Below are 24,137 nucleotides of genomic sequence, written 5' to 3' on the forward strand. Positions count from 1 at the left end.
AAATTCACGAGTAAATGGCGCAAACTCACGAGTAAACGAGCCAAACTCACGAGTAAATGGGGCAAACTCACGAGTAAACGAGCCAAATTCACGAGTAATGGCGCAAATTCACGAGTAAATGGGGCAAACTCACGAGTAAACGACCCAAATTCACGAGTAATGGCGCAAACTTACGAGTAAATGGCGCAAATTCACGAGTAATGGCGCAATTCATGAGTAAACGAGCCAAACTCACGAGTAAACGAACCAAACTCACGAGTAAATGACCCAAATTCACGAGTAAATGGCGCAAACTCACGAGTAAATGACCCAAATTCACGAGTAAATGGGGCAAACTCACGAGTAAACGAGCCAAACTCACGAGTAAACGAACCAAACTCACGAGTAAGCGACCCAAACTCACGAGTAATCACCCCAATCTACCGAATAAAACCAAAAAACCCTCGAATAAACTTCAAATCTTCCCATTTAAGTAACATTCGGCAATATAGATTCGTAAATTATAGTAAGGTTGAGCAATATTCAGCCAAGGATAGAAAGTAGTGAGGGCTTTGAAAGATTTATTGTATGCAAAGAGGAAGGAAATGCTTCAATTAGTGGAGCGGCTAGTGAATATAGATAGTGGTTCTCATACGAAAAAGGGTATTGATGAAATTGGTTCGATTTTAAAAACGAAATTTGAAAGTCTGGATTTTATTGTGAATACCGTTGAGCAGCAGAATTATGGCAACCAGCTGGTCATCCAGCATCGTGAGGCGAATCAACCGCATATTTTGATCGTTGCCCATATGGATACGGTGTTTCCGGAGGGGACAGCGCAAAAACGTCCTTTTAAGGTGAAAGGAAATCGGGCATACGGCCCTGGTGTGGCGGATATGAAGTCTAGTTTGGTTGAGCTATTTTATGCGATCCATTGCTTGAAACAGACGGGGCAGACAGGCTATAGGCATATCCAAATCATCCTTAATAGTGATGAAGAGATCGGGTCACCGTCGTCCGCTTCACTCATATCGGAAAAAGCGGCCAATAAGAAGTTCGCGTTAATTCTTGAGCCGGCAAGGACGGACGGTTCGCTTGTCACGGCAAGAAGGGGCTGCGGTCAGTTTAAAGTCGATATTATGGGGGTGGCCGCCCATTCAGGGATTGAACCGGAAAAGGGACGAAGTGCAATTGAAGAATTGGCCCATAAGATCATCGCCTTACACCGATTGAATGATCAAAAGAAAGGAATCAGCGTTAATGTCGGCAAAATTGAAGGAGGCTCCGCTGTCAATATGATCGCTTCCCATGCGGCTGCCTTCGTCGATGTGCGGATTTCGGAAAAAAAGCAGGAGGGCATCGTTCTCAAGCAGCTTAAAAAAATCTGTGCCGAAACCTATATTCCCGGAACGAAAACGACACTAAGCGGGAAAATGGACCGGTCACCCATGGAAAAGAATGAGAAATCGAACTTGCTTTTAGAGACGATCCGTCAGGCTGGGAAGGAAATCGGCATCGAAATCACGGATACGGCCACGGGTGGAGGCTCGGATGCTTCCATCACTTCTGAATTGGGAATCGCGACAGTGGATGGACTCGGGCCCATTGGAGGAAATGCCCATAGTGAAGAGGAGTATTTGGAAATTCCGAGCCTGACGGAAAGGACGCTCCTTTTGGCTACCGTTCTTCAAAAATTATCAAAAATGACCTAGTGCACCAATTCCGATTAGACTGCTCATATTCCGCTTGTCATAAATGATGTTTATGATATATTGTTAATTGGGAAGCTAAATAAGAACAGAATTTATTGGAGTTGAATATATATGCTGCATCAGTTTTCACGAAATGAATTGGCAATTGGCAAGGAAGGAATCGATATTCTGAAAAACACGACGGTTGCTGTCCTGGGTGTAGGAGGCGTTGGTTCATTTTCAGCCGAAGCATTGGCACGTACGGGGGTAGGCCGTATTATTCTTGTGGATAAAGACGATGTCGACATCACAAATGTAAACAGGCAGATCCATGCTCTATTATCAACAGTCGGTCAACCGAAAGCGGAATTGATGAAAAATCGCATTCAAGACATCAATCCCGACTGCGAAGTGATCGCTCTTAAAATGTTCTATACAGAAGAAACGTTTGAGGAATTCTTCAGTTATGGCCTGGACTATGTCATTGATGCATCAGATACAGTCATCTATAAAATGCATGTGATGAAGGAATGCCTGAAACGGAATATCAAGGTGATTTCAAGCATGGGTGCGGCTAATAAGATGGACCCGACGCGTTTTCAAATTGCCGATATCTCCAAAACGCATACCGATCCGCTTGCCAAGGTCATTCGTACTAGATTGCGTAAAGAGGGCATAACCAAGGGAATCCCGGTTGTTTTCTCCGATGAGAGCCCTATTGTCATTCGTGAGGATGTCCGAAAAGAAGTCGGCAATGATGAGGCAAAAATCCGTAAAGCGCAAATGCCGCCATCTTCGAATGCTTTCGTACCATCCGTAGCGGGCCTAATTGCAGCGAGCTGGGTGATCAATGATATATTAAAAAACATTGAAGTTCGCCGTGTAAACGATTGATAAGAAGTTAACTGACTCTATAAAGGGTCAGTTTTTTTGTGTCGAATAGTAGATATTCCCTTTTAATAACTTTTTTATCCATATCATATAGACGGGGTCGAAAGAATGAGATAAACTATTTTCAGAATATTATTTTTATTCAGATATTCTATTCGATTAAAAGAACAAACAAAATAAGGGGGTTTCAAATGAAAAAGAAAAAGCTAGCAGGAGTGTTTCTATCACTTTCATTGGTTGCAGGGGCGCTGGCAGGCTGTAGTGGCGGCGACTCGAAAACTAGCAGTTCAGGCGGGGGTTCATCAAACTCGGGTGACACAATCAAAATTGGGGCCAACCTTGAATTGTCCGGAGGTACGGCATCATTCGGCCAATCGGCTGCCGATGGTTTGCAACTGGCCATCGATGAGATTAATAAAGAGGGCATCGACGGTAAAAAGTTGGAAATCGTTAAGGTTGATAATAAATCAGATGCAGCAGAAGCTACAAGCGGTTCGATCAAGCTGGTCAGCCAGGACAAGGTTGTGGCTGTAGTCGGATCTGCGACAAGCACTAATACATTGGCGCAAGTTCAGGTCGCACAGGATAATCAAGTTCCTCTACTCACACCAACTGCAACAAATCCCGACATCACCAACAAAGCTGGAAAATTAAATGATTATGTGTTCAGGACTTGCTTTATCGATCCATTCCAAGGGACGGTGGCAGCCAATTTCGCAACTGACGAAATTGGGGCAAAGACGGCTGCGATCTATGTGGATAGCGCAAGTGATTATTCAAAAGGACTGGCCGCAGCCTTTAAAGAAGCATTCACTGCCAAGGGCGGTAAAATCGTGGCGGAAGAAGCTTATGTAACGAAAGATACTGATTTCCGCTCTACATTAACACGTATCAAATCCGCAAAACCGGAGTTCGTTTTCCTTCCTGGTTATTATGAAGAAGTCGGATTGATCTTAAAACAGGCTCGTGAAGACGGCATAGACCTTCCATTCATGGGCGGAGACGGCTGGGATTCACCGAAGGTCGTTGAAATTGCCGGAGCTGAGGCTTTGAAAAATACCTATATCACGAATCACTATTCTCCGGAAGATGAAGATGCAAAAATCCAGGATTTCGTTGCAGCCTTCAAAAAGGAATACAATAAAACACCGGATGCCTTTGCCGCACTTGGCTATGATACTGGCTACTACCTAGCTGATGCCATCAAGAGATCTGGTGATGCTTCTCCAGAAAAAATCAGACAAGCGTTGGAAGATGTCAAAGATCTTCAATTAGTTTCCGGAACGCTGAACCTAGATGAAAACCATGATCCGATCAAATCGGCGACCATCTTGGAATATGTGGATGGCAAACAAACATTCAAAACAAAAATCAATCCATAATAGCTTACATGGATAGGGGGCAAGTCCCCCCTATTCTATATTCACTTAAAAAACACCTTTACGGGGAGAGTGCAATATGGAACTGATTCAGCAATTGGTAAATGGCATTTCACTCGGAAGCATTTATGCGTTGATCGCACTTGGTTATACGATGGTATATGGAATCGTCAAGCTCATAAACTTCGCCCATGGCGACGTATTCATGGTCGGTTCATTTGTCGGGTTTTACGCCATTACCGTAATGGACTTATCCTTCATTCCAGCTTTATTGATTTCGATGGTCTCATGTGCCATCTTTGGCGTTTTAATTGAACGCATTGCTTATAAACCCCTTCGTAATGCAACACGGATTGCGGCCTTGATAACGGCCATCGGTGTTTCCCTTCTGATAGAAAACGGGCTGATTTACATCCGGGGCGCCCAGCCGGAAGCCTATCCAAATAACGTCCTTCCGATGGATAAACTCGATATATTGGGAGTTTCCATCAGCAGTCAATCGATATTGATCTTATCTGTTTCCATCATATTAATGATCATCCTACAATTCGTTGTCCATAAAACCAAAATCGGCAAAGCGATGCGAGCCGTTTCATTCGATTCCGAAGCGGCTAAGCTGATGGGAATCAATGTGAATAATACGATTTCGGCTACGTTCGCCATAGGTTCTGCGCTTGCAGGGGCTGCTGGTGTCATTTTTGGAATCTACTATATTAAAATCGAGCCGTTGATGGGTGTCCTTCCTGGCCTTAAAGCATTTGTTGCAGCAGTCTTGGGCGGCATCGGCATCATTCCGGGAGCGATGGTCGGCGGTCTGCTGCTTGGAGTGATCGAGGCTTTGGTCAGTGCTGCCGGTTATTCATTATGGCGTGATGGTGTGGCTTTCGTCGTACTTATCTTGATTTTGATTTTCTTGCCGCAGGGTCTGTTCGGTAAAAATAAAAGAGAAAAAGTATAAGGGAGACATGGCGATGACTACTTTAAAGAATTCAAAGGGTTTTTGGCTCTCGATCGTGCTCGCACTTATTTTTTTCGGAATCATGCAGTACACCATTTCAAACGGTATGCTCAACCCATTTTATATCAACACGCTCATGTTCATCGGCATCAATATCATGCTGGCGACGAGCCTGCATTTAATCATTGGAATAACCGGGCAGTTCTCGATTGGTCATGCAGGTTTTTTAGCGGTAGGGGCCTATGCTTCGGCCGTCATGACAATGAAGCTGGAACTTCCTTTCATCATAGCTGTATTGGCTGGGGGCGTAATAGCCGCTGTTGCGGGCATGGTAATCGGGGTACCGAGCTTGCGTCTGAAGGGGGATTACCTGGCGATAGCTACGCTTGGATTTGGGGAAATTGTCCGGATCGTCCTTTTGAATATTGATTATGTAGGAGGGGCAAGCGGGATGCAGGTATCCCACCTGACTACTTGGCCATGGGTTTTTGCCTGTGTGATGATCACCGTCTTAGTCATCCGGAATTTCACCAATTCGACTCACGGACGGGCATGCATATCCGTAAGGGAAGATGAAACGGCGGCTGATGCGATGGGAATCAATACGACCTATTATAAAGTGGCGGCTTTCGTCATCGGAGCTTTTTTTGCCGGGATCGCCGGATCGCTTTATGCCCATAATTTCTATATTATCCAGCCATCGAATTTCGGTTTCCTAAAATCCTTCGATATTCTGATTTTCGTCGTACTTGGCGGTCTTGGAAGTCTATCAGGTTCGGTTTTGGCCGCAATTTTACTGACGATCGTAACGACATTCCTTCAGGATTATCCCGAAACGAGGATGATCATCTACAGCCTTGTCCTGATCCTGATGATGATTTTCCGCCCGCAGGGTTTAATGGGAACAAGAGAAATCACCTCATTGTTCACACATAAAAAAACGAAAGGGGGCCCAAAGGATGGAAGCCACAATACCGTTGCTTAAAGTAGATTCGGTGGGTATCCGTTTTGGCGGGTTGAAAGCTGTGTCCGATGTGAATGTGGAATTATTTCCGGGGGAACTTGTAGGCCTGATCGGCCCGAATGGAGCTGGGAAAACGACCTTCTTCAATTTATTGACGGGTGTGTATGTCCCTACTGAAGGAACGATTGCCTTGAATGGGGAAAACCTGAATAAGCAGCCGCCTTATAAAATTACCCGAAAAGGGATCTCGAGGACCTTTCAAAACATTCGCCTCTTCAGTGAGTTATCCGTGATCGATAACGTGAAGGTTGCTTACCACTCGCTTGCCAAGCATGGAATTCCAAGCTCGATATTCCGGCTGCCTGGACATTTTTCCGGGGAAAAGGAAATGGATGAAAAGGCATTGGAATTCTTGAGGATTTTCAACCTGGACCATTTTAAGGATGAAAAAGCGAAGAATCTTCCATACGGCCAGCAAAGGCGGCTGGAAATCGCGCGTGCTCTTGCCGCCAACCCGAAACTTCTTTTACTGGACGAACCCGCAGCCGGAATGAACCCGCATGAAACGAAAGAATTAATGAACCTCATTGCATTTATCCGGAAGGAATTCAACCTTACCGTGTTGCTCATCGAGCATGATATGTCACTTGTCATGGGGGTATGCGAACGGATTTACGTTCTTGATCATGGACAGCTTATCGCTCACGGAAAGCCGGAACAAATCCGCAACGATCCAAAGGTCATCGAGGCATATCTAGGGGAGGAGGTTTCCTGATGCTGAAAATAGAGGACATCAATGTTTATTATGGTAATATCCAAGCGTTAAAAGGGGTTTCCATGGAGATTAATGAGGGCGAGATCGTGACCTTGATCGGGGCGAACGGAGCGGGAAAAAGCACGTTGCTCAAAACGATATCCGGACTGTTAAAACCAAAGCAAGGAAAGGTTTTGTTCGAAGGCGATCCGATTGGGGGAAAAGCTGCCCAGTCCATCGTGAAAATGGGCATATCCCATGTACCTGAAGGACGCCGTGTCTTTGCCAACATGACGGTTGCCGAAAACCTGGAGCTTGGGGCATATTTACGGAAAGACAAAGATGGCATCAATAAAGATATGGAAAAGGTGTATGAGTTATTTCCGAGACTGCTGGAGAGAATCAAACAGCAGGCAGGCACGCTATCAGGCGGTGAACAGCAGATGCTTGCAATGGGCCGGGCCTTAATGGCCAAACCACGGTTATTGCTTCTCGATGAACCTTCGATGGGCCTTGCACCGCTTTTGGTGAAGCAAATATTCAACATCATCCAGGAAATCAGTGAGACCGGAACGACGATCCTTTTGGTCGAGCAAAACGCCAACCTTGCTCTATCCATTGCAGATCGGGCTTATGTCGTTGAAACGGGCCGAATCGTCCTCTCGGGCAATGCCGAGGAACTCACTTCAAGTGAAGAAATAAAAATGGCCTATTTAGGAGGACATTGAACCTCCGTTTGGCTGGGTGCCGGGGGCGGACCGCCCATGGAAAGCGAGTGCCTGCAGCGGAAATCAACGGTCGAATTATACAAAAATCAATTAGTATCGTGTTTCTCTACAGTCATGAACCGCCGTTTGGCGGTTTTTTTGTTTGATGATCGGGTTATGCAAAATATACAGAATGATAAAAAAACAGAGGAGCTTCATGCATGATTTTATACATCCAGTATAGTATTATTCAATTTTGATATAGGAATTAAGACTAAAAAAGAACCTAAAAACTGGGTTTAATTCCCTACCAATATACTTCTATTTTGGTAAAAATGTAATTAAAAGGATGAAAAAAATAAGGGAATGAATAAAATTTTTTGAGCAATAAATAAGGAATTTATAATATTAATATAATTAAATTATCAGTTTTTTCTGATTATATCGCCTATTTTCGCAATATTTAAAATATATAAAGATAAAAATGATAAAGCACTTCCTGTGAAAAATATCCTATTTGGCGAAATCTTCTCACAATTATTATATAGACGGAATGAAAATTATGCGGTAAACTATTTTTCGAAATATTAATTTAATTTTAAAAATTTCATCTAATCAACTTTTTCTGAGGCATCTTGAATAAATATTCATGCATCAGAGTGATGATTACAAAACGGGGGGATTATTTATGAAAAAGAAAAAACTAGCAGGTGCATTCCTTTCTCTAACACTTGCTGCAGGAGTGCTAGCCGGTTGTTCCAGCTCTGGTTCATCAGAAAAATCAAGCGGAGATGGAGATACGATAAAAATCGGTGTCAACCTTGAATTATCAGGCGGTGTTGCTTCATATGGACAATCGATTGCAGAAGGTCTGGAGCTTGCGACTGCAGAAATAAATAAAGAAGGCATTGACGGTAAAAAAATCAAACTTATAAAAGTCGATAATAAATCAGAAGCGTCAGAAGCGACAAGCGGAGCGATCAAGCTGACATCACAAGATCAGGTTGCAGCGATCGTTGGTGCAGCGACAAGCACGAACTCGATTGCTCAAGTACAGATTGCTCAAGATAATAAAGTGCCGGTCATCTCACCTTCCGGTACAAGCCCTGAAATCACTTTCAGCAAGGATAAATTGAACGATTACGTTTTCAGGACAAGCTTCATCGATCCGTTCCAAGGAACGGTAGCTGCGAACTTTGCCACTAAAGAAATCAAAGCGAAAAGTGCAGCGATCTATATTGACAGCGCAAGTGATTATTCAAAAGGATTAGCGGCTGCCTTTAAAGAACAATTCGAAAAAAATGGCGGAAAAATCGTTGCTGAGGAAGCTTACATCGCGAAGGATACTGATTTCCGTTCCACATTGACTCGTTTGAAATCGGCAAAACCTGATTTCATTTTCCTTCCTGGTTACTATGAGGAAGCTGGTCTTATCGTGAAGCAGGCACGTGAAACTGGACTTGACGTTCCGTTCATGGGCGGCGACGGCTGGGATTCTCCTAAGCTAGTTGAAATTGCCGGTGCAAAAGCTCTAAATAATACGTTCATCACGAACCATTATTCTTCAGGTGACCCTGATGAGAAAATTCAGAATTTTGTGTCTGCATTTAAAGCGAAGTACAAAGATAAATCCCCGGATGCATTTAACGCTCTAGGATATGACACAGGATACTTCCTTGCAGACGCAATTAAACGTGCTGGATCAGCGGATTCGGAAAAAATCAAAGAAGCGCTGGAAAAAACGGCGGATCTTGAGCTTGTAACGGGTACATTCACATTGGATGAGAAGCATAATCCAATCAAATCTGCTACCATCCTTGAGTTTAAAGAGGGAGAGCAAGTTTTCAACACAAAAATCAATCCTTAATTTCGGAGAACAACTCCAATCCTTTCGCCGGCCCTTCGTCAATAAGAAGGTGCTGGCGAATTCTCATTTTTCAAGCATGCCAGGTCGCTTTACTTCCCCTTAGCGGAATGAAAAGAGTCTGGACAAATCACTCATAAAATTAGATTTTCAAGGAGAGTCGAACATGGAATTGATACAACAGTTAATAAACGGGGTTTCACTAGGAAGTATTTATGCCCTTATCGCTCTCGGATATACGATGGTTTACGGGATTGTTAAATTGATAAACTTCGCACATGGGGATGTATTCATGGTCGGCTCATTCGTTGGGTTTTACTCGATAACGGTCCTGGATCTGTCATTCGTGCCCGCCCTATTAATCTCGATGACGGTCTGTGCGCTGTTTGGTGTATTGATCGAGCGTATTGCGTACAAGCCATTGCGTAACGCAACACGTATTGCGGCACTTATCACTGCCATCGGTGTTTCCCTATTGATCGAATACGGATTCATCTACGTCCGCGGTGCACAGCCGGAAGCTTATCCGAATGATGTATTGCCGGCGGACAAGTTCAATATTTTTGGAGTTTCCATCAATAGCCAATCGGTATTGATTTTTGGAGTGGCCGTAGTTCTAATGATCATCCTTCAAATCATCGTTCATAAATCAAAAATAGGAAAAGCGATGCGTGCCGTTTCCTTTGACGCGGATGCAGCCAAACTGATGGGGATAAATGTCGATAACACGATTTCTGCCACCTTTGCAATCGGTTCCGCATTGGCTGGGGCAGCGGGCGTCATTTTCGGTATTTACTATATCAAAATCGAGCCGCTAATGGGTGTGCTTCCGGGATTGAAGGCATTCGTTGCCGCCGTTCTCGGAGGGATCGGGATTATTCCGGGCGCGATGGTCGGTGGCCTATTGCTAGGTGTCATCGAAGCTTTGGTCAGTGCCGCCGGTTACTCATTATGGCGTGATGCTGTAGCCTTCGTCGTACTGATTCTTATCTTGATTTTCATGCCACAAGGCTTATTCGGTAAAAACAAAAAAGAAAAAGTATAGGGGAGACAAAGCAATGACTACAATTAAGCGAGCAAAAGGTTTTTGGCTCTCGATTTCACTATCATTGATCTTTTTCGCCGCAGTTCAAGTGTTAATCGGCGGCGGATCGCTAAATCCTTTTTATCAAAATACGCTCATGTTCATCGGGATCAATATCATTCTGGCAGCGAGCCTGCACTTGATCATCGGGATAACCGGGCAGTTCTCCATCGGACATGCCGGCTTCCTGGCAGTCGGTGCCTATGCTTCAGCCGTCATGACGATGAAGCTGGAAATGCCATTTTATGCGGCATTGATAGTCGGAGGTTTGGCATCAGCGCTGGCAGGCTTGATCATCGGAATTCCAAGCTTACGCTTAAAAGGTGACTACCTGGCGATTGCGACCCTCGGTTTTGGTGAAATCGTCCGGATCATGCTGCTGAATATCGATTATGTCGGCGGAGCGAGCGGCATGCAGGTTTCCCATTTGACCACTTGGCCGTGGGTATTCGCCTCCGTCATCGTAACGATCATCGTCATCCGGAACTTTACTAGCTCGACCCACGGAAGAGCCTGCATATCGATCCGCGAGGACGAAACGGCTGCCGATTCGATGGGAATCAACACGACGTATTATAAAGTTGTCGCGTTTGCGATCGGTGCTTTTTTTGCCGGTATCGCCGGGGGGCTTTACGCTCATAACTTCTATATCATCCAGCCATCGAACTTCGGATTCCTGAAATCATTCGATATTTTGATCCTCGTCGTGCTTGGAGGTCTTGGAAGTCTTTCCGGTGCGGTATTGGCCGCGATATTATTGACGGTTGTCACGACTTTCCTTCAGGACTATCCGGAAACACGAATGATCATCTACAGCCTTGTGCTGATCGTGATGATGCTCTATCGCCCACAAGGCTTAATGGGGACAAAAGAAATAACATCCATGTTCAAACGTAAAGGAGGAAGCAGCCATGAAAAAAATAAAAACACCGCTGCTTAAAGTCGATTCGGTCGGCATCCAGTTCGGGGGGCTTAAAGCCGTTTCTGATGTTAACGTCGAGCTATATCCAGGAGAACTGATTGGCTTGATCGGGCCGAACGGCGCTGGAAAAACGACTTTCTTTAACTTGCTGACAGGAGTTTACGTCCCGACAGAGGGCACGATTTCTTTGGAAGGTGAGAACTTAAGAAAACTGCCTCCATATAAAATCACGCAAAAAGGGATCAGCCGGACATTCCAGAACATTCGCTTATTCAGTGAATTATCCGTGATCGATAATGTAAAAGTAGCCTATCATTCGCTTTCGAAGCATAACATCTTAAGTTCAATCTTCCGCATGCCGATCCATTTTAAAGGCGAAAAGGAAATGGATGAAAAAGCGATTGAGTTCCTGAAGATTTTCAACCTTGATCAATATAAGGATGAAAAGGCGAAGAACCTGCCATATGGTAAACAAAGACGTTTGGAAATCGCCCGTGCACTTGCAGCCAACCCAAAACTGCTTTTGCTGGATGAACCGGCTGCGGGGATGAACCCTCAGGAAACCCATGAGCTCATGAACCTGATTGCCCTCATCCGTGAGAAATTTGATTTGACCGTATTATTGATAGAACATGATATGCCACTCGTCATGGGTGTTTGCGAACGCATATATGTACTCGATCACGGACAACTGATCGCTCAAGGAAAGCCAGAGGAAATCCGCAACAATCCAAAAGTCATCGAGGCCTATCTGGGCGAGGAGGTTTCATAATGTTAAAAATCGAGGACATCAACGTCTATTACGGAAACATTCAAGCCTTGAAAGGAATCTCGCTTTCTATTAACGAAGGCGAAATCGTAACCCTGATCGGGGCGAACGGAGCCGGAAAAAGCACGCTGCTGAAAAGCATTTCCGGCCTATTAAAACCAAAACAAGGGAAGATCGTATACGAAGGGCAATCCATCGGCGGAAAGGCGGCACAATCGATCGTGAAAATGGGCATCTCGCATGTTCCTGAAGGCCGGCGGGTATTTGCTAACATGACCGTCGAAGAAAACCTTCAGCTTGGTGCTTATTTACGTAAGGATAAGGCAGGCATCAAGCAGGATATGGAGAAAGTCTATGAATTATTCCCACGGTTGCTAGAGCGCCTGAAACAGCAATCCGGAACACTTTCCGGCGGGGAACAGCAAATGCTCGCAATGGGCAGGGCGCTTATGGCCAAACCCCGGCTTCTGTTATTGGACGAGCCATCCATGGGACTTGCACCATTATTGGTGAAGCAAATCTTTCATATCATTGAAGAAATCAACAAAACAGGTACAACGATTCTGCTGGTCGAACAAAATGCCAACTTAGCACTATCCATCGCGGACAGAGCCTATGTTGTCGAAACCGGCCGAATTGTCCTATCAGGCAAATCAGAGGAACTGACCGCAAGCGAAGAAATCAAGAATGCTTATCTAGGCGGACATTAAACCTCTTTATAGCGGTTTTAGACTGTAGGGAAGCTCGATGAAAAATCGGGTTTCCCTACAGTTTTTTATTGAAAAAAGTTCCAGTTGATTTCAGAAATCCGCTCCCTTTCCGCCGACTGCCTGCCAAGCCGCATCAAAGCAAGCGGCTGCGGTGTCTCGGCTAGCCAGTAATTCGGCAGGAGTGTCGCAAATTTCTTCATCTAGTGTTTCATCCATAAAAAAAGTAAAAAACATGAAGAATATACAAGTCTTCTTTTAAAAAAAAGGATTTGGGGTGAGATACTTTGACCCACTTTTTTAGACGAAAGTGTTCGATCTGAATAAGTTGATTGAACGGAAGGTTCGAGACTCCTGCGGGAAAAGCGAGTCCAGGGGAGACCCCACAGGCGCAGAAAGCGTCGAGGAGGCTCCCGGACCGCCCGCGGAAAGCGAGTGCCTGGAGTGGAAATCAAAATAAAAAGTAAAAAACATGAAGAATATACAAGTCTTCATTTAAAAAAAGAATTCGGGGTGAGGTGAGGTACTTTGACCCACTTTTTTAGACAAAAGTGTTCGATCCTGAATAAGTTGATTGGAACGGAAGGCACGAGACTCCTGCGGGAAAAGCGAGTCCAGGGGAGACCCCACAGGCGCAGAAAGCGTCGAGGAGGCTCCCGGACCGCCCGCGGAAAGCGAGTGCCAGGAGTGGAAATCAAAGTGCAAATTTTACAGTAAAATTATTACCTACAGTCAACCGCTTTGTTTTTAAATTTAGCTAGACCCCATTTTGTCGACAAACTAAAGCCGTTTTATAGCGGTTTTTTTATTGTGTAAATAAGTTAATTTAACTAGATAAAAAGGTTAGTAAATCCAAATCAGACGGTATACAATCTAGTTAGGAATAATAGTAGAATTGGTTCATGATTAAACCTCATCAAAAGCTATTCTTAATCATATTTTTTGGAGTGATTGTATGCACAAACTTATTCAGGTTTTACTGCCGGTTTTATTACTGCTTATGATTCTGCCAATCTACCAGCCAGATGCTGCATCTGCAGAAGAGACCCCGCAATCTGATGGTGTCATCGTCAAATATAAAGAGACGAACGATGAGCCGATACATGAGTTGATAGAAAAGGTGGAGGTTCCTAAAGGGGAAACGACCGACAACGTAATCGAGGAACTCGAAGAACAGAAGAATGTAGAATATGCAGAGCCAAACTATCTTTTCAAGAAGATGGAAAGCCCGAACGATCCAGCCTACATAGACCAATGGCACCATAAAAAGCTTGGTACGAATGCAGCGTGGACAAAATCAATGGGCTCGAAGGAATTGATCGTGGCCATCATTGACGACGGCATCGATCGTAACCACGAAGATTTAAAAGGAAGGATTGTCAATGCCTATGATACGATACGCAATCGGAAGCATATCGTCCCAAAAGGGGCGCACGGAACGCATATTGCAGGCATCATTGCCGGTTCTGCGAACAACGGCATAGGAGGAACCGGTGTTGCCCCAAATGTTAAACTAATGCCGATCAATGTCTTTGATGGAGAGTATGCCGATACGGCCGATATCATTGAGGCGATACATTATGCCGTTGCGCAAAAGGCAAACATCATCAATATGAGTTTAGGAGACACCAGCTATTCGGAGGCATTGAACAAGGCCGTCCAGGAAGCCTATAAAAATGGCGTATTGATCGTCGCGGCTGCCGGGAATGAAGGGGATATGGGGAAAAATGTCCAGCGTGTGTACCCAGCCGCATTCAGCCACGTCATTTCCGTTGCTGCCACTAACTCAAGTGACAAGCGTCCCAGTTATTCCAACTACCATTCAACAGTCGATATTGCGGCCCCTGGAGATGATATCCTTTCAACCCTGCCATATGGTAGATACGGCTGGATGAGCGGAACATCGATGGCCGCGCCGATGGTGGCCGGTGTAGCGGCATTGATTTGGTCCAATGAGCCGAAGCTTAACAAAACGGAGGTCGAATACCGCCTCTATGATTCAGCCGTGGACCTAGGTGCAAAAGGGAAAGACATCTACTATGGAAACGGGCGGGTCAATGCCAAAAAAGCACTCGAGATGAAGACGCTGACCAAACCGGCCGTGACCGCAATATCCGATAAGGACACCAAGATCAATGGGAAAATCCCGACCGATTTCAAAACGGGGACCGTCTCCATTTATACCGGTAATAAACAACTCGCCACAGTGAAAATCAACGGCGAAAAAACGTTTACAGCGACTATCGCAAAACAGACAGCCGGAACGACCATCTCTACTAGGGTGATCGATAAATCGGGAAATAAAAGTATACCCGTTTCATTTAAAGTGGCAGATAAAACGGCTCCTGCAAGACCGTCGGTAAATACGGTAGGTGACAATACCGTCAAAGTAACCGGCAAAGCGGAAGCGGGATCTTCCGTCACTGTCAAAACTAGCAGTACGGTTCTAGGCAAAGCAAATTCCAACAGCGCAGGGAATTTCACCGTAACGATGGCAAAAAAACAAAAAGCCGGAAAAGTCCTATCCGTTACAGCAACCGATAAAGCAGGAAATGTTAGCTCGATCAAAACCGTGACAGTTGCAGACAAAACAGCACCAAGTAAACCGACGGTCAACACAGTAACGACAAAAACGACAATAGTAACCGGCAAAGCAGAGGCCAACTCCACAGTGTCCATCAAAGCATCAAAAAAAGTGATCGGCTCTGCCACTGCAACGACTAAAGGCACATTCTCGGTTAGAATTCCTAAGCAAAAAGCAGGAAAGAACCTATACATTTATGCCAAAGACAAAGCGAAAAACGTAAGCGAATCAAGAAAAGTAACAGTAAAAAAGTAATAGAAAAACAAGAACAGCTCCCAATCTTCAAATTGGGGGCTGTTCTTGTCAATCTCTATTTCCATACATCATTTCCGTGCTTCGGCTGTAAAGCTCAATGATATTGCCGAAAGGATCCTCACAATAGATTAAATAATAGGGCTTGTTCTCCCAAGTATTCCATATATCACTTCTCCTTTTACCGCCAGAAGCAGCAATATCAGCAGCCAGCTTTTCGATATCATCCGCTATTAAACAAATATGAAAAAAGCCCTCATAACCGCGACTATCACCTTTAGGCATCCTCGGCTCCTCAAACTCAAAAAGCTCAATCCCTACTGAATTATCCGCCATCAAATGAGCATTTCGCATCTTTTTAACAGTATCACCAAGCAGATCATTCGTCATATTAGGTTCATTCTCCCCACTTGCATCGAACGAATAGGGACCCGCCAATAACCTGAATCCCAAAACCTGCTCATACCACTTAATCGCCGCATCCAAATCAGGTACAGCCAATCCAACATGAGTAATTGCTGTCATATGTATCCCCCCTGATCATCAAAATACCCGTTTAAGGTGAGGGGCAAACGGCACCGTTTTGGACAAAAAAAGAAGCAATAGCCAATGGTATAAACAAGATAAGTAGACGAGGAAAAATGAATTTAATGAAGCAGACGGTGCAGGAACAAGCGGGAGATATTTGTCATAAATCAGATCTTATCGAAATGGCTATCCTCATTTTAAAATTCAAATAAGGTGCTCCCATTACGGAGCACCTCAGCTTTTTTAAAATTTCTATTTGCCATACTATTTCCAAACAACTTATTCTTTCTTGGATTGTAACCAGTCTAAAAAGTCATCCCTGAAAACCCTCATGGACCTTTTTAAACGAATTAAAGGAAAATCGGTACTTCCCATGTATTCATCAGCAGTTCTTTCACTAACATTTAAAATAATCTGCCAAGTGGTCTACAGTTAATAATTCTGATAGTTGTGATATCACAACCGTTTCGTTCGTTATTATTTCCTCCCTTCTTTCATGATTTACGTAATTTATATGGCCTAGCCTTCTCCAATGCATACTGCTACTTTCTTAGAACATTTCGGGCACGTCAGTGTATCAACTTTATCTTCCATAACAGAAAGACGAGATACTACTCCAAACAGTGTTGAACAATTCTCACATAAATATGTATATACACCTTCCACTTTCAAACTTATCACTCCTTTGACTTATCATTTGTTAAACTAAAAAAATCTATAAGGATCCAATCTGATATGTGATAGGCTTAAACGCTTTTCACTAATCAAGCTTGTAGTAATTGTGTTACCCCCGAAGGTACTACTGCATTGTTAAAGCCCTTCTCTCTGCAAGTTTCGGAAGTTTCCTCTATTATGGCTACAATATCCTAAGGCTATTAGGATGAACCAACAAAAGATTGATGTTTTTTAAAATTATAATTACATTGAAGTGTTTTACTAGTATAATATCATAGGTATATTGTCTGTTTTTTAAAAATATAGGGCGTGACAAATGTACCTGCAAAATATGTCGCAGGGTTACAAGTTCCAGAAAACATGGGGGGAAAGAATTGAAACAAGAAACAGTTTATGGTCGTCTTGAAAATGGAAATCCTGTTTTATTGGATGGCTATTGCCTTTTCAATGGCACAAAGAGTATTGGTAAAAAAAGGAAATTCAATATAAAGTATTTCGTGTATAATCAAGAAACGAACAATACGGTTACTCTCTCAGAATATGAACCAATGACAATCTTACAAACAATCACTTTAAAGAAAGGCCATATTAATAAAGAAGGGAAATTTGAGAATGAAAGAATCATTTTCTTCGTAGATACAAACGGCAAACTTTCCTTCGTGAAAACAAATCAAAAAAATCTGCAGATAGACAAAACGCTGGATAAAATAGAGAAAAGCCCGTTTTTCAAAAGTTTAGTATTCCTTTTATTCTTTCGCTTCCTTTTTGTTGGGGTCATGCGTTTCAGAAATTATTCGTTCAAAGAAGCATATTTATCGTTCGGTTACGATAAAAGCATAAATTTTAAAGTGCATTTTCTCTTTCCAGTCAAAATAAGAGAGAAATTTGCATTGAAGACAGGAAAGATATCCGTACTCATTCATGCTTACTGGACTTTCGTGCCAATGAAAGAAATTTATCAACATTATGTAAATACTAGCGAGATAAATACGCCTGTTTTTATCCAACTCAGTCACGCTGATCATAATTATTGGTATAATTTTAAATCAGACTCTAAGCACAAATACGATAAAAATCACTATCTGTACAACACCCGTTCCTATCGTTTGGGGCAGATGAATAGTGAACTTTTTATTCGGAAGTCTATCACAGGTCAATACGTTATCGTATTGACAAGTATGATGAGCAAAAGCATTATAATAAAAGAAAGATTTGCTTATCTGATTAGCCTTTTTTCACAAAGTAAAAAAAAATACGATGTCTATTTTGAAAAGTTCAGTGCAGGGGCATCGGAATCCGCCTTTGAACTGTTTAAATATGCATTCAAGATGGGGGATTCCTGTGTTTATATATTAGAAAAAGGACACCCCGAATACCAAAATCTAAAGCAACAGTACGGCAGGTCGCTTGTTGGGAAAAATAGTTTTCTAGCTTTTTATCACATCTTTTTAGCCAGAAGCTTTCAATCTTCCGATCTGGTGGGACATATACAACGCCGATTGTACGATAACGATTATTTAATTAAGAAAAAGGTTCTTTCAACTGATAAAAAAATAATGTTACAGCATGGACCATGTATGGCGACCAATATTTTCGAACGTGGTTACTTTAACCGTAAAGTGCCGATTGCACCAGATTACATGCTCGTAAATTCCAATTTTGAGAAAAACTTATTCCTTAATAATACAGGTTATACGGAAAAAGAACTGATGGTAACAGGGCTGCCTAATATTGATTTATATGTCAAGGAACAACAAAGTGAAAAAAATCAAATTACATTTATGCTTACATGGCGACCGTGGGATCTTACAGGTAGCATTGAAGTTGGAAGCTATTTGGACCGGTATTTCTCATTCTTAGAATTGATTCGAAAAGAGGAGTTTTACAAAGATAAAAAAATTAATGTCATTCTCCATCCTAAATCAAGAATCATACTTCAAGAACAGTTCCCAGATATATATGATAAATACGAAGAATCGTTTTATATAGGGGACATAAAGGATGCTCTATTGAACAGTAAAGTTGTCATATCCGATTATTCTTCTATTACTTTTTATGCGTTTGCAGGTGGAAGTAATGTTATCTTCTATTGGGAAGACAAAGCCTTGGCAGAAGTGGAATATGGCGCGCCTAACATTCTCCAGAAAGAGATTGCTTTTGGCGGCATAGTAGAGACATTCAAGGATTTGCACGCCGAAATCGTTTACAGTTACAATAACCCACAATCTCCTTTCTATACTTCACAGTTTTCAAAATTAATGGAGTGCACAAGTGGTCATAATACTAAAAATACCTATGACTACATTCAAAACATACTTTTCGAAAGTGAACATAACCCTTTAGAGGAAGAGAGTGCATTTACTATTCCTGAAAAGCAATCTTCTGCTTCTTGATTGTTCTGAATGAAACGTTAATCAGGGACAAAGAGGGTATAAGGCCACCAATTGGTGGTCTTTTTTAATGTGTGTTAATTTACATCATACATTCAAATTAGAGAAAAATACCTTTGTTAGGGGCAAACGGCACCGTTTTGGACAAAAAAAGGAAGCAATAGCCAATATTGCTTCTTTTTTACATATATCGACCTTATGAAATTTTTTAAATCTCACCCTCTTCAAGCCTCCTACTATACTCAACTTTACTTATTAACCCTTTTGCATTACAGGTAAGACAATCTGTATAAATATCGTAGGCACCTGTACCTGCACAAACATGGCATTTAACATGAGTTTCCGGTATATCCTTATGCATGAATGAAAAAACTTTTCCAATATACTGCAGAATAATCATTCCCAAAACTCCTTTTTTTTCTATCATACAACGAAAAAGAGAGAAGGGAACTGGAAATACAATAACATTACTTAAAACAAATAAAACCATAACATAGTTTACATGGGGTTAAAAAAGTGCTGTAACAAATGCGATAAACTGTTCTACAAAAATTACTTCTGTTTTCAATAGGCTGTTTTCGAATACTTTGTTGCCATTTACCTAGTAATGCGGTGTGGTTGATTTCCCCTCCAGATGCTCGCTTTCCGTGGGGCGGGCGGTGAGCCTCCACGGCGTAAACGCCTTTTGGGTCTCACCTGTCACGCTGCTCCCACAGGAGTCTCGCACTTCCGTTCCAATCAACCTTAAATCGTTTCGTTTTAATAACAAAAATCTTTACTAAAAGAGCCTTTCAAAAAAAAGAACATCCAAAAAGATGTCCTTTAATGTGTGATTACTTCATTTTTCTTAAAATCCATTGGTAAGCCAGGATTGAAATCCCGACAGAGACTGCTGCCATTATGTAAATGCTTATATACCCAAACAGATAGCCGATTTGTCCGAAAAGGATGGCACCTAAACCGATTCCAAGATCAAAGAAGGAATAGAAAGTGGCATTGGCCATGCCTTTTCGATTTCGGGCAGCGTGTTCAAGAGACCACGCTTGAAGAGCTGGTTGGACAGCACCGAATCCAATGCCATAAAAAATAGCTGCCATATACAGAATCATGTTACTTGGCATCCAGGCTAGCATTAGCATCGCCGCTACGATAAAAAGAGTGGACGGAATGAAGACAGCTTGATGTCCTTTTTGATCATAGATCTTTCCAGCGAACATACGTGTGAAAATAAGAGCTAAAGCGTAAAGAAAAAAGTATCCTTGAATACCTGTCAGACCTTTTTCGATTGTATAAAGCGGTAAGAAGGTAGCAGTCCCGCCAAAAGTTACCGTAATGAAAAAAACAAGAACGGACGGAGCAACGGCGCTTTTTTCATAAATGTCAAACCTTTTTGTTTTAACTGGGGCAGAAGCATGATCTACTTTTTTATACGTAATGGTTGAAGCCATGATCCAAGCTGCCAGGCTTAATACTCCGCAAAATAAAAACAAATGTTGAAAGGTTAGAACATCCGCTAAGAAAAGCCCGAATGAAGGACCAAAAGCCATCGCCAAATTACCCGATAAAGTGAAGTATCCCATTCCCTCACCCTGACGCCTTGCTGGGATAAGATCGGAGGCAATCGTACCTGATGCCGTGGTCGTATAGCCCCAGCCAATCCCTTGCACAATCCGCATAGCGCATAGATGGAAAATACTCACCATAAATCCGAACGAACCAATCGCTACAGCCAATAGGGCTAGACCGAACAAGAAAACAAAACGCCTGCCTTTTGTTTCCAAGGCCTGTCCAGCAAAAGGGCGGACAATCAGGGCGGAAAATAAAAACATGCCAGCAACTAACCCAATATACCGTTCATTGCCGCCAAGCTCTTTTACAAAAAGCGGAAGGGTAGGGGAAGTCATCTGAAAGGATAAAAAAACAAAAAAGTTAGCCAAGAAAATCATAATAAAATCACGCGACCAGATTTTATTAACAACCGGAAGTTCTTCTTTTAATAAGGGTATACCCATAATAGTTATTCTCCTTAATTGATAGTAATTATCATTCTCATTTTACTAAAACTATAGAGAACAATCTATAAAAATTAAGTGATCACTATAAATCTAAGTAATATTGACTAATAAGTTAGCCCGTTTTTAGAAACAAGAATTCGGTACGGAGGTCACTTTATATTCAGGAAACACAACACACAGGGTCTTATAGCGGATTTTCCATTAAATATGTTCCTGCCTATACAGAACCCTTATGTAGTGTGGAATTAACTTTGAGTGAAACAACCGTGAAGTTCCAATGGAAATTAGTTAATCGACAAGGTAATTATGGTAAAACTGTCGGATATTTGGGGGAGTTGTTAAGAAATCGTGTCATTATTATGAAATTTTAATTAAGGACCTTTTATTTCCCATTTATAAGGTATATTATTTGGGAAATGAGAGATTAAAGGAGTTAATTATGGGTAGATCAGAGACTGTAATGGAGAGAGTAGACGATTCTCTACATAGTAGTAGAAAGAAACCTATGGTTGTTAAACTAAATTCCGAACAACTTGATGATTTTATACAAAAATTCCCGGATGACGGAGAGTTTTTTGGTTTAAGCTATCACATTCATGACGATAAGACGGTCACTTTTAACTATAATTCAGATGGTAGACTTCTAGAAGTATTGAATTTGGTTAAATAATTGATACTTTGGAGTATCCAGCAGAAATGCTGGATTTTTTTATCTTAAATAATCTTAATGAGATATAGTGCGTATCAAAGTCGAATGATGTAGAGGATAAAACAGCGCCTGTGAAACCGACAGTAAAGAGGCGGTTACCATAAGACAAAAGTAAATGGCAAAGCGGAATCAGGCTATGCTGTTATTGTCACTATGAGAGCACTGCGTTCGGCAAAGCAAAGTCCAATAGCTCAGGGAAGTAAACTGTTACGATGACGAAAAAACAAAAGGCCGGTAAAGTCAATTTCATAAATGCAACCGACTCCCATGTATTCCATATATCGCTTTGCCTTTTCCGCCAATCATCATATTAAGCAAATATGATAAAAGCCCTCATAACCGAGACTCTTACTTTTTGAACAAAAAAAAGAAGCAATAGCCAATACTGCTTCTTTGATTACATATATCGACTCATGAAATTCATTAAATCTCACCCTCTTCAAGCCTCCTATTATACTCAACTTTACTTATTAACCCTTTTGCATTACAGGTAAGACAATCTGTATAAATATCGTAGGCACCTGTACCTGCACAAACATGGCATTTAACATGAGTTTCCGGTATATCCTTATGCATGAATGAAAAAACTTTTCCAATATACTGCAGAATAATCATTCCCAAAACTCCTTTTTTTTCTATCATACAACGAAAAAGAGAGAAGGAAACTGGAAATACAATAACATTACTTAAAACGAATAAAAATATAACATAGTTTAAAGGGGGTTGAAAAAAGTGCTGTAACAAATGCGATAAACTGTTAAATACTCTTGTTTTCAGAAAAAAAGAACATCCACAAAGATGTCCCTTAATTTAAAATACTTCATTTTTCTTAAAATCCATAGGTAAGGCAATATTGAAATCCCCACAGAGACTGCTGCCATCATGTAAATGCTTATATACCCGAAAAGATAGCCGATTTGTCCGAAGAGGATGGCGCTGAAACCGATTCCAAGATCAAAGAAGGAATAGAAAGTGGCATTGGCCATGCCTTTTCGATTTCGGGCAGCGTGTTCAAGAGACCACGCTTGAAGAGCCGTTTGGACAGCACCGAATACAATGCCATAAAAAATAGCTGCCATATACAGAATCATGTTACTTGGCATCCAGGCTAACAACAGCATCGCCACTACGATAAAAAGAGTGGACGGAATGAAGACAGCATGATGTCCTTTTTGATCATAGATCTTTCCAGCAAACATACTTGTGAAAATAAGCCTTTTTAAAAAGAATTCTAGCGAATATTTCCAAAAACAAAATAGTAGGGTTTGTTTTAAGATTTCTTTCCAGAGAGCTTATATAGGATTTGGCAACGCAGGATTTTACATCAGTGGATTAGATTGTGGACTAGTCGGAGATGAGAAATAAAAAAGAATATACAGTTCCAGCTAATATATAAGTCCTAATGCATCTTTTTTCTGAAGACGGATATAAACATTTAGAGCCTGTTAAAGACGAACGGATTACTTCTAGGACAACCTTTTAATAAATTAGAAAAAAAATCCAAGATGAACCGGAATTATCTATAACGTGATGTAGACTTGGTGAATCTGCGAAACGCTGGTTAAAGTGCCATTATTTCAAAGAAGATGAATCTAGATATGGATGTCCGAATTATACGCATTAAAGAAGAAGAGGATACAAAAGGCATTCAATGTGAATTGGGGCGTTACCTTTGGAAACTTTAGAAAATAGCTTCAAGTGTTATGACCAGGTTTTGTCAAACATCGCAAAGAAAAAGAATTTAAACAATGATGAAAAGTGAATTTGATTTTCTGAATGTAGCAGTTAAGGGAGCAACAGCTACTCTTAAAAAGTGCTCAGACTGAGTTGGATTTTAACAATGGAATCATTACAACATAGTCTTGAGGACGGCAGTACTGTTGAATGTAAAACGAATTCCAATAGATCACACAAGCTATACAAGATGCAGAATTTTTTTGATTGGTGATTTGCGACAAATGGAACAGCGATTGAAACAGAAGTACGTTCTGGAGTAAAACCAAAACCCTTAACGAACAATAGGTGATGATCTAGCACTGATTCCGAGGCGATAGTGGTGGCTACCTTGAAGTATAATGATGATAAAATTGTTGGAGTTACAACACAGTCTGTCGGAAAATGCGGTTAAATTTGAAATTATTATTGAGTCTCCTCGGAGTAGTTTTTGGATTGCTTCAAAAGGGTAACTCACGTACACATTTGCATGGGTTTCTTATATATTAGGATAAATATCTGTGTATGTAGGTTGTGTACCAATTACTAGATGCAAACTTTCTTGAAGTCAACCTAAGAATTTTACATTTTTATGTAACGAA

Annotated in this window: 23 protein-coding genes and 1 pseudogene; 16 read left to right on the forward strand and 8 right to left on the reverse strand. The window is 41.8% G+C overall.

Annotated features, from left to right (window positions below; all coding sequences use genetic code 11):
• Positions 1 to 88: 88 nt before the first annotated feature.
• The gene (locus tag ACFVS1_RS03895) at positions 89 to 403 is read right to left on the reverse strand and encodes a hypothetical protein (protein WP_387545189.1); all 315 of its coding nucleotides are present in this window, start codon (positions 401 to 403) and stop codon (positions 89 to 91) included.
• A 181-nt stretch (positions 404 to 584) separates the two neighbouring features.
• On the opposite strand from ACFVS1_RS03895, the gene ACFVS1_RS03900 reads away from it, so the two are divergent.
• The 13 genes from ACFVS1_RS03900 (at position 585) to ACFVS1_RS03960 (ending at position 12,672) form a co-directional block, all read left to right on the forward strand.
• The gene (locus ACFVS1_RS03900; protein ID WP_387545190.1) at positions 585 to 1,691 is read left to right on the forward strand and encodes a M20 family metallopeptidase; all 1,107 of its coding nucleotides are present in this window, start codon (positions 585 to 587) and stop codon (positions 1,689 to 1,691) included.
• A 111-nt stretch (positions 1,692 to 1,802) separates the two neighbouring features.
• On the forward strand, positions 1,803 to 2,564 hold the full coding sequence (locus tag ACFVS1_RS03905; protein WP_241593321.1) for a tRNA threonylcarbamoyladenosine dehydratase: 762 nt from the start codon (positions 1,803 to 1,805) through the stop codon (positions 2,562 to 2,564).
• Between the two features lie 188 nt (positions 2,565 to 2,752).
• Positions 2,753 to 3,943 (forward strand): ABC transporter substrate-binding protein, encoded by a 1,191-nt coding sequence (locus ACFVS1_RS03910; protein ID WP_137020398.1) that lies wholly within the window; start codon positions 2,753 to 2,755, stop codon positions 3,941 to 3,943.
• A gap of 76 nt (positions 3,944 to 4,019) precedes the next feature.
• A complete protein-coding gene (locus tag ACFVS1_RS03915; RefSeq protein ID WP_101222754.1) occupies positions 4,020 to 4,898 on the forward strand; it encodes a branched-chain amino acid ABC transporter permease in 879 nt (292 codons plus the stop codon).
• A gap of 13 nt (positions 4,899 to 4,911) precedes the next feature.
• Positions 4,912 to 5,883, forward strand: coding sequence for a branched-chain amino acid ABC transporter permease (locus ACFVS1_RS03920; RefSeq protein ID WP_352919566.1), 972 nt, complete (start codon positions 4,912 to 4,914; stop codon positions 5,881 to 5,883).
• A complete protein-coding gene (locus ACFVS1_RS03925; RefSeq protein ID WP_260358218.1) occupies positions 5,858 to 6,637 on the forward strand; it encodes an ABC transporter ATP-binding protein in 780 nt (259 codons plus the stop codon). The genes ACFVS1_RS03920 and ACFVS1_RS03925 overlap by 26 nt, the downstream gene beginning before the upstream one ends.
• Positions 6,637 to 7,344 (forward strand): ABC transporter ATP-binding protein, encoded by a 708-nt coding sequence (locus ACFVS1_RS03930; protein ID WP_387545191.1) that lies wholly within the window; start codon positions 6,637 to 6,639, stop codon positions 7,342 to 7,344. The genes ACFVS1_RS03925 and ACFVS1_RS03930 overlap by 1 nt, the downstream gene beginning before the upstream one ends.
• A 36-nt stretch (positions 7,345 to 7,380) precedes the next feature.
• Positions 7,381 to 7,548, forward strand: coding sequence for a hypothetical protein (locus tag ACFVS1_RS03935; RefSeq protein ID WP_387545192.1), 168 nt, complete (start codon positions 7,381 to 7,383; stop codon positions 7,546 to 7,548).
• A gap of 463 nt (positions 7,549 to 8,011) precedes the next feature.
• Complete coding sequence (locus ACFVS1_RS03940; protein WP_350299583.1) at positions 8,012 to 9,190, forward strand: ABC transporter substrate-binding protein; 1,179 nt, start codon at positions 8,012 to 8,014, stop codon at positions 9,188 to 9,190.
• Between the two features lie 163 nt (positions 9,191 to 9,353).
• A complete protein-coding gene (locus ACFVS1_RS03945) occupies positions 9,354 to 10,232 on the forward strand; it encodes a branched-chain amino acid ABC transporter permease (RefSeq protein WP_101222749.1) in 879 nt (292 codons plus the stop codon).
• A gap of 13 nt (positions 10,233 to 10,245) precedes the next feature.
• Positions 10,246 to 11,211: a branched-chain amino acid ABC transporter permease gene (locus tag ACFVS1_RS03950; protein ID WP_101222748.1), complete on the forward strand. Its 966-nt coding sequence runs from the start codon at positions 10,246 to 10,248 to the stop codon at positions 11,209 to 11,211.
• A complete protein-coding gene (locus ACFVS1_RS03955) occupies positions 11,183 to 11,965 on the forward strand; it encodes an ABC transporter ATP-binding protein (protein ID WP_101222747.1) in 783 nt (260 codons plus the stop codon). Before ACFVS1_RS03950 ends, ACFVS1_RS03955 begins: the two co-directional genes overlap by 29 nt.
• Positions 11,965 to 12,672, forward strand: a complete 708-nt coding sequence (locus ACFVS1_RS03960; protein WP_072273306.1) for an ABC transporter ATP-binding protein — start codon at positions 11,965 to 11,967, stop codon at positions 12,670 to 12,672. The genes ACFVS1_RS03955 and ACFVS1_RS03960 overlap by 1 nt, the downstream gene beginning before the upstream one ends.
• A 65-nt stretch (positions 12,673 to 12,737) precedes the next feature.
• Here the strand turns inward: ACFVS1_RS03960 and ACFVS1_RS03965 are convergent, their stop codons facing one another.
• A complete protein-coding gene (locus tag ACFVS1_RS03965) occupies positions 12,738 to 12,872 on the reverse strand; it encodes a hypothetical protein (RefSeq protein ID WP_387545193.1) in 135 nt (44 codons plus the stop codon).
• Between the two features lie 752 nt (positions 12,873 to 13,624).
• On the opposite strand from ACFVS1_RS03965, the gene ACFVS1_RS03970 reads away from it, so the two are divergent.
• The gene (locus ACFVS1_RS03970; protein ID WP_387545194.1) at positions 13,625 to 15,508 is read left to right on the forward strand and encodes a S8 family serine peptidase; all 1,884 of its coding nucleotides are present in this window, start codon (positions 13,625 to 13,627) and stop codon (positions 15,506 to 15,508) included.
• Positions 15,509 to 15,556: 48 nt separating this feature from the next.
• Here the strand turns inward: ACFVS1_RS03970 and ACFVS1_RS03975 are convergent, their stop codons facing one another.
• Positions 15,557 to 16,030: a VOC family protein gene (locus ACFVS1_RS03975; protein ID WP_387545195.1), complete on the reverse strand. Its 474-nt coding sequence runs from the start codon at positions 16,028 to 16,030 to the stop codon at positions 15,557 to 15,559.
• 1,052 nt (positions 16,031 to 17,082) lie between these two features.
• Between ACFVS1_RS03975 and ACFVS1_RS03980 the strand changes: the two genes are divergently transcribed.
• Positions 17,083 to 19,101 carry a CDP-glycerol glycerophosphotransferase family protein gene (locus ACFVS1_RS03980; RefSeq protein ID WP_387545197.1) on the forward strand — a complete coding sequence of 673 codons (2,019 nt, stop codon included), beginning with the start codon at positions 17,083 to 17,085 and terminating at the stop codon, positions 19,099 to 19,101.
• Positions 19,102 to 19,306: 205 nt separating this feature from the next.
• On the opposite strand, the gene ACFVS1_RS03985 is transcribed toward ACFVS1_RS03980, so the two are convergent.
• Positions 19,307 to 19,498: a hypothetical protein gene (locus ACFVS1_RS03985; RefSeq protein WP_352919586.1), complete on the reverse strand. Its 192-nt coding sequence runs from the start codon at positions 19,496 to 19,498 to the stop codon at positions 19,307 to 19,309.
• 433 nt (positions 19,499 to 19,931) lie between these two features.
• Positions 19,932 to 21,110, reverse strand: coding sequence for an MFS transporter (locus ACFVS1_RS03990; RefSeq protein ID WP_387545198.1), 1,179 nt, complete (start codon positions 21,108 to 21,110; stop codon positions 19,932 to 19,934).
• A gap of 442 nt (positions 21,111 to 21,552) precedes the next feature.
• On the opposite strand from ACFVS1_RS03990, the gene ACFVS1_RS03995 reads away from it, so the two are divergent.
• A complete protein-coding gene (locus ACFVS1_RS03995; protein WP_352919592.1) occupies positions 21,553 to 21,783 on the forward strand; it encodes a hypothetical protein in 231 nt (76 codons plus the stop codon).
• Positions 21,784 to 22,245: 462 nt separating this feature from the next.
• On the opposite strand, the gene ACFVS1_RS04000 is transcribed toward ACFVS1_RS03995, so the two are convergent.
• From ACFVS1_RS04000 to ACFVS1_RS04010, 3 genes and pseudogenes are all read right to left on the reverse strand, one after another.
• Positions 22,246 to 22,437, reverse strand: coding sequence for a hypothetical protein (locus ACFVS1_RS04000; protein WP_048681418.1), 192 nt, complete (start codon positions 22,435 to 22,437; stop codon positions 22,246 to 22,248).
• Between the two features lie 158 nt (positions 22,438 to 22,595).
• Positions 22,596 to 23,021: an MFS transporter gene (locus ACFVS1_RS04005; protein ID WP_387545199.1), complete on the reverse strand. Its 426-nt coding sequence runs from the start codon at positions 23,019 to 23,021 to the stop codon at positions 22,596 to 22,598.
• Positions 23,022 to 23,046: 25 nt separating this feature from the next.
• Positions 23,047 to 23,142, reverse strand: a pseudogene (locus ACFVS1_RS04010) (transcriptional regulator); the annotation flags it as partial.
• Positions 23,143 to 24,137: the final 995 nt, after the last annotated feature.

This window comes from Peribacillus sp. NPDC058075 (assembly GCF_042885195.1).
GTDB lineage: Bacteria > Bacillota > Bacilli > Bacillales > DSM-1321 > Peribacillus.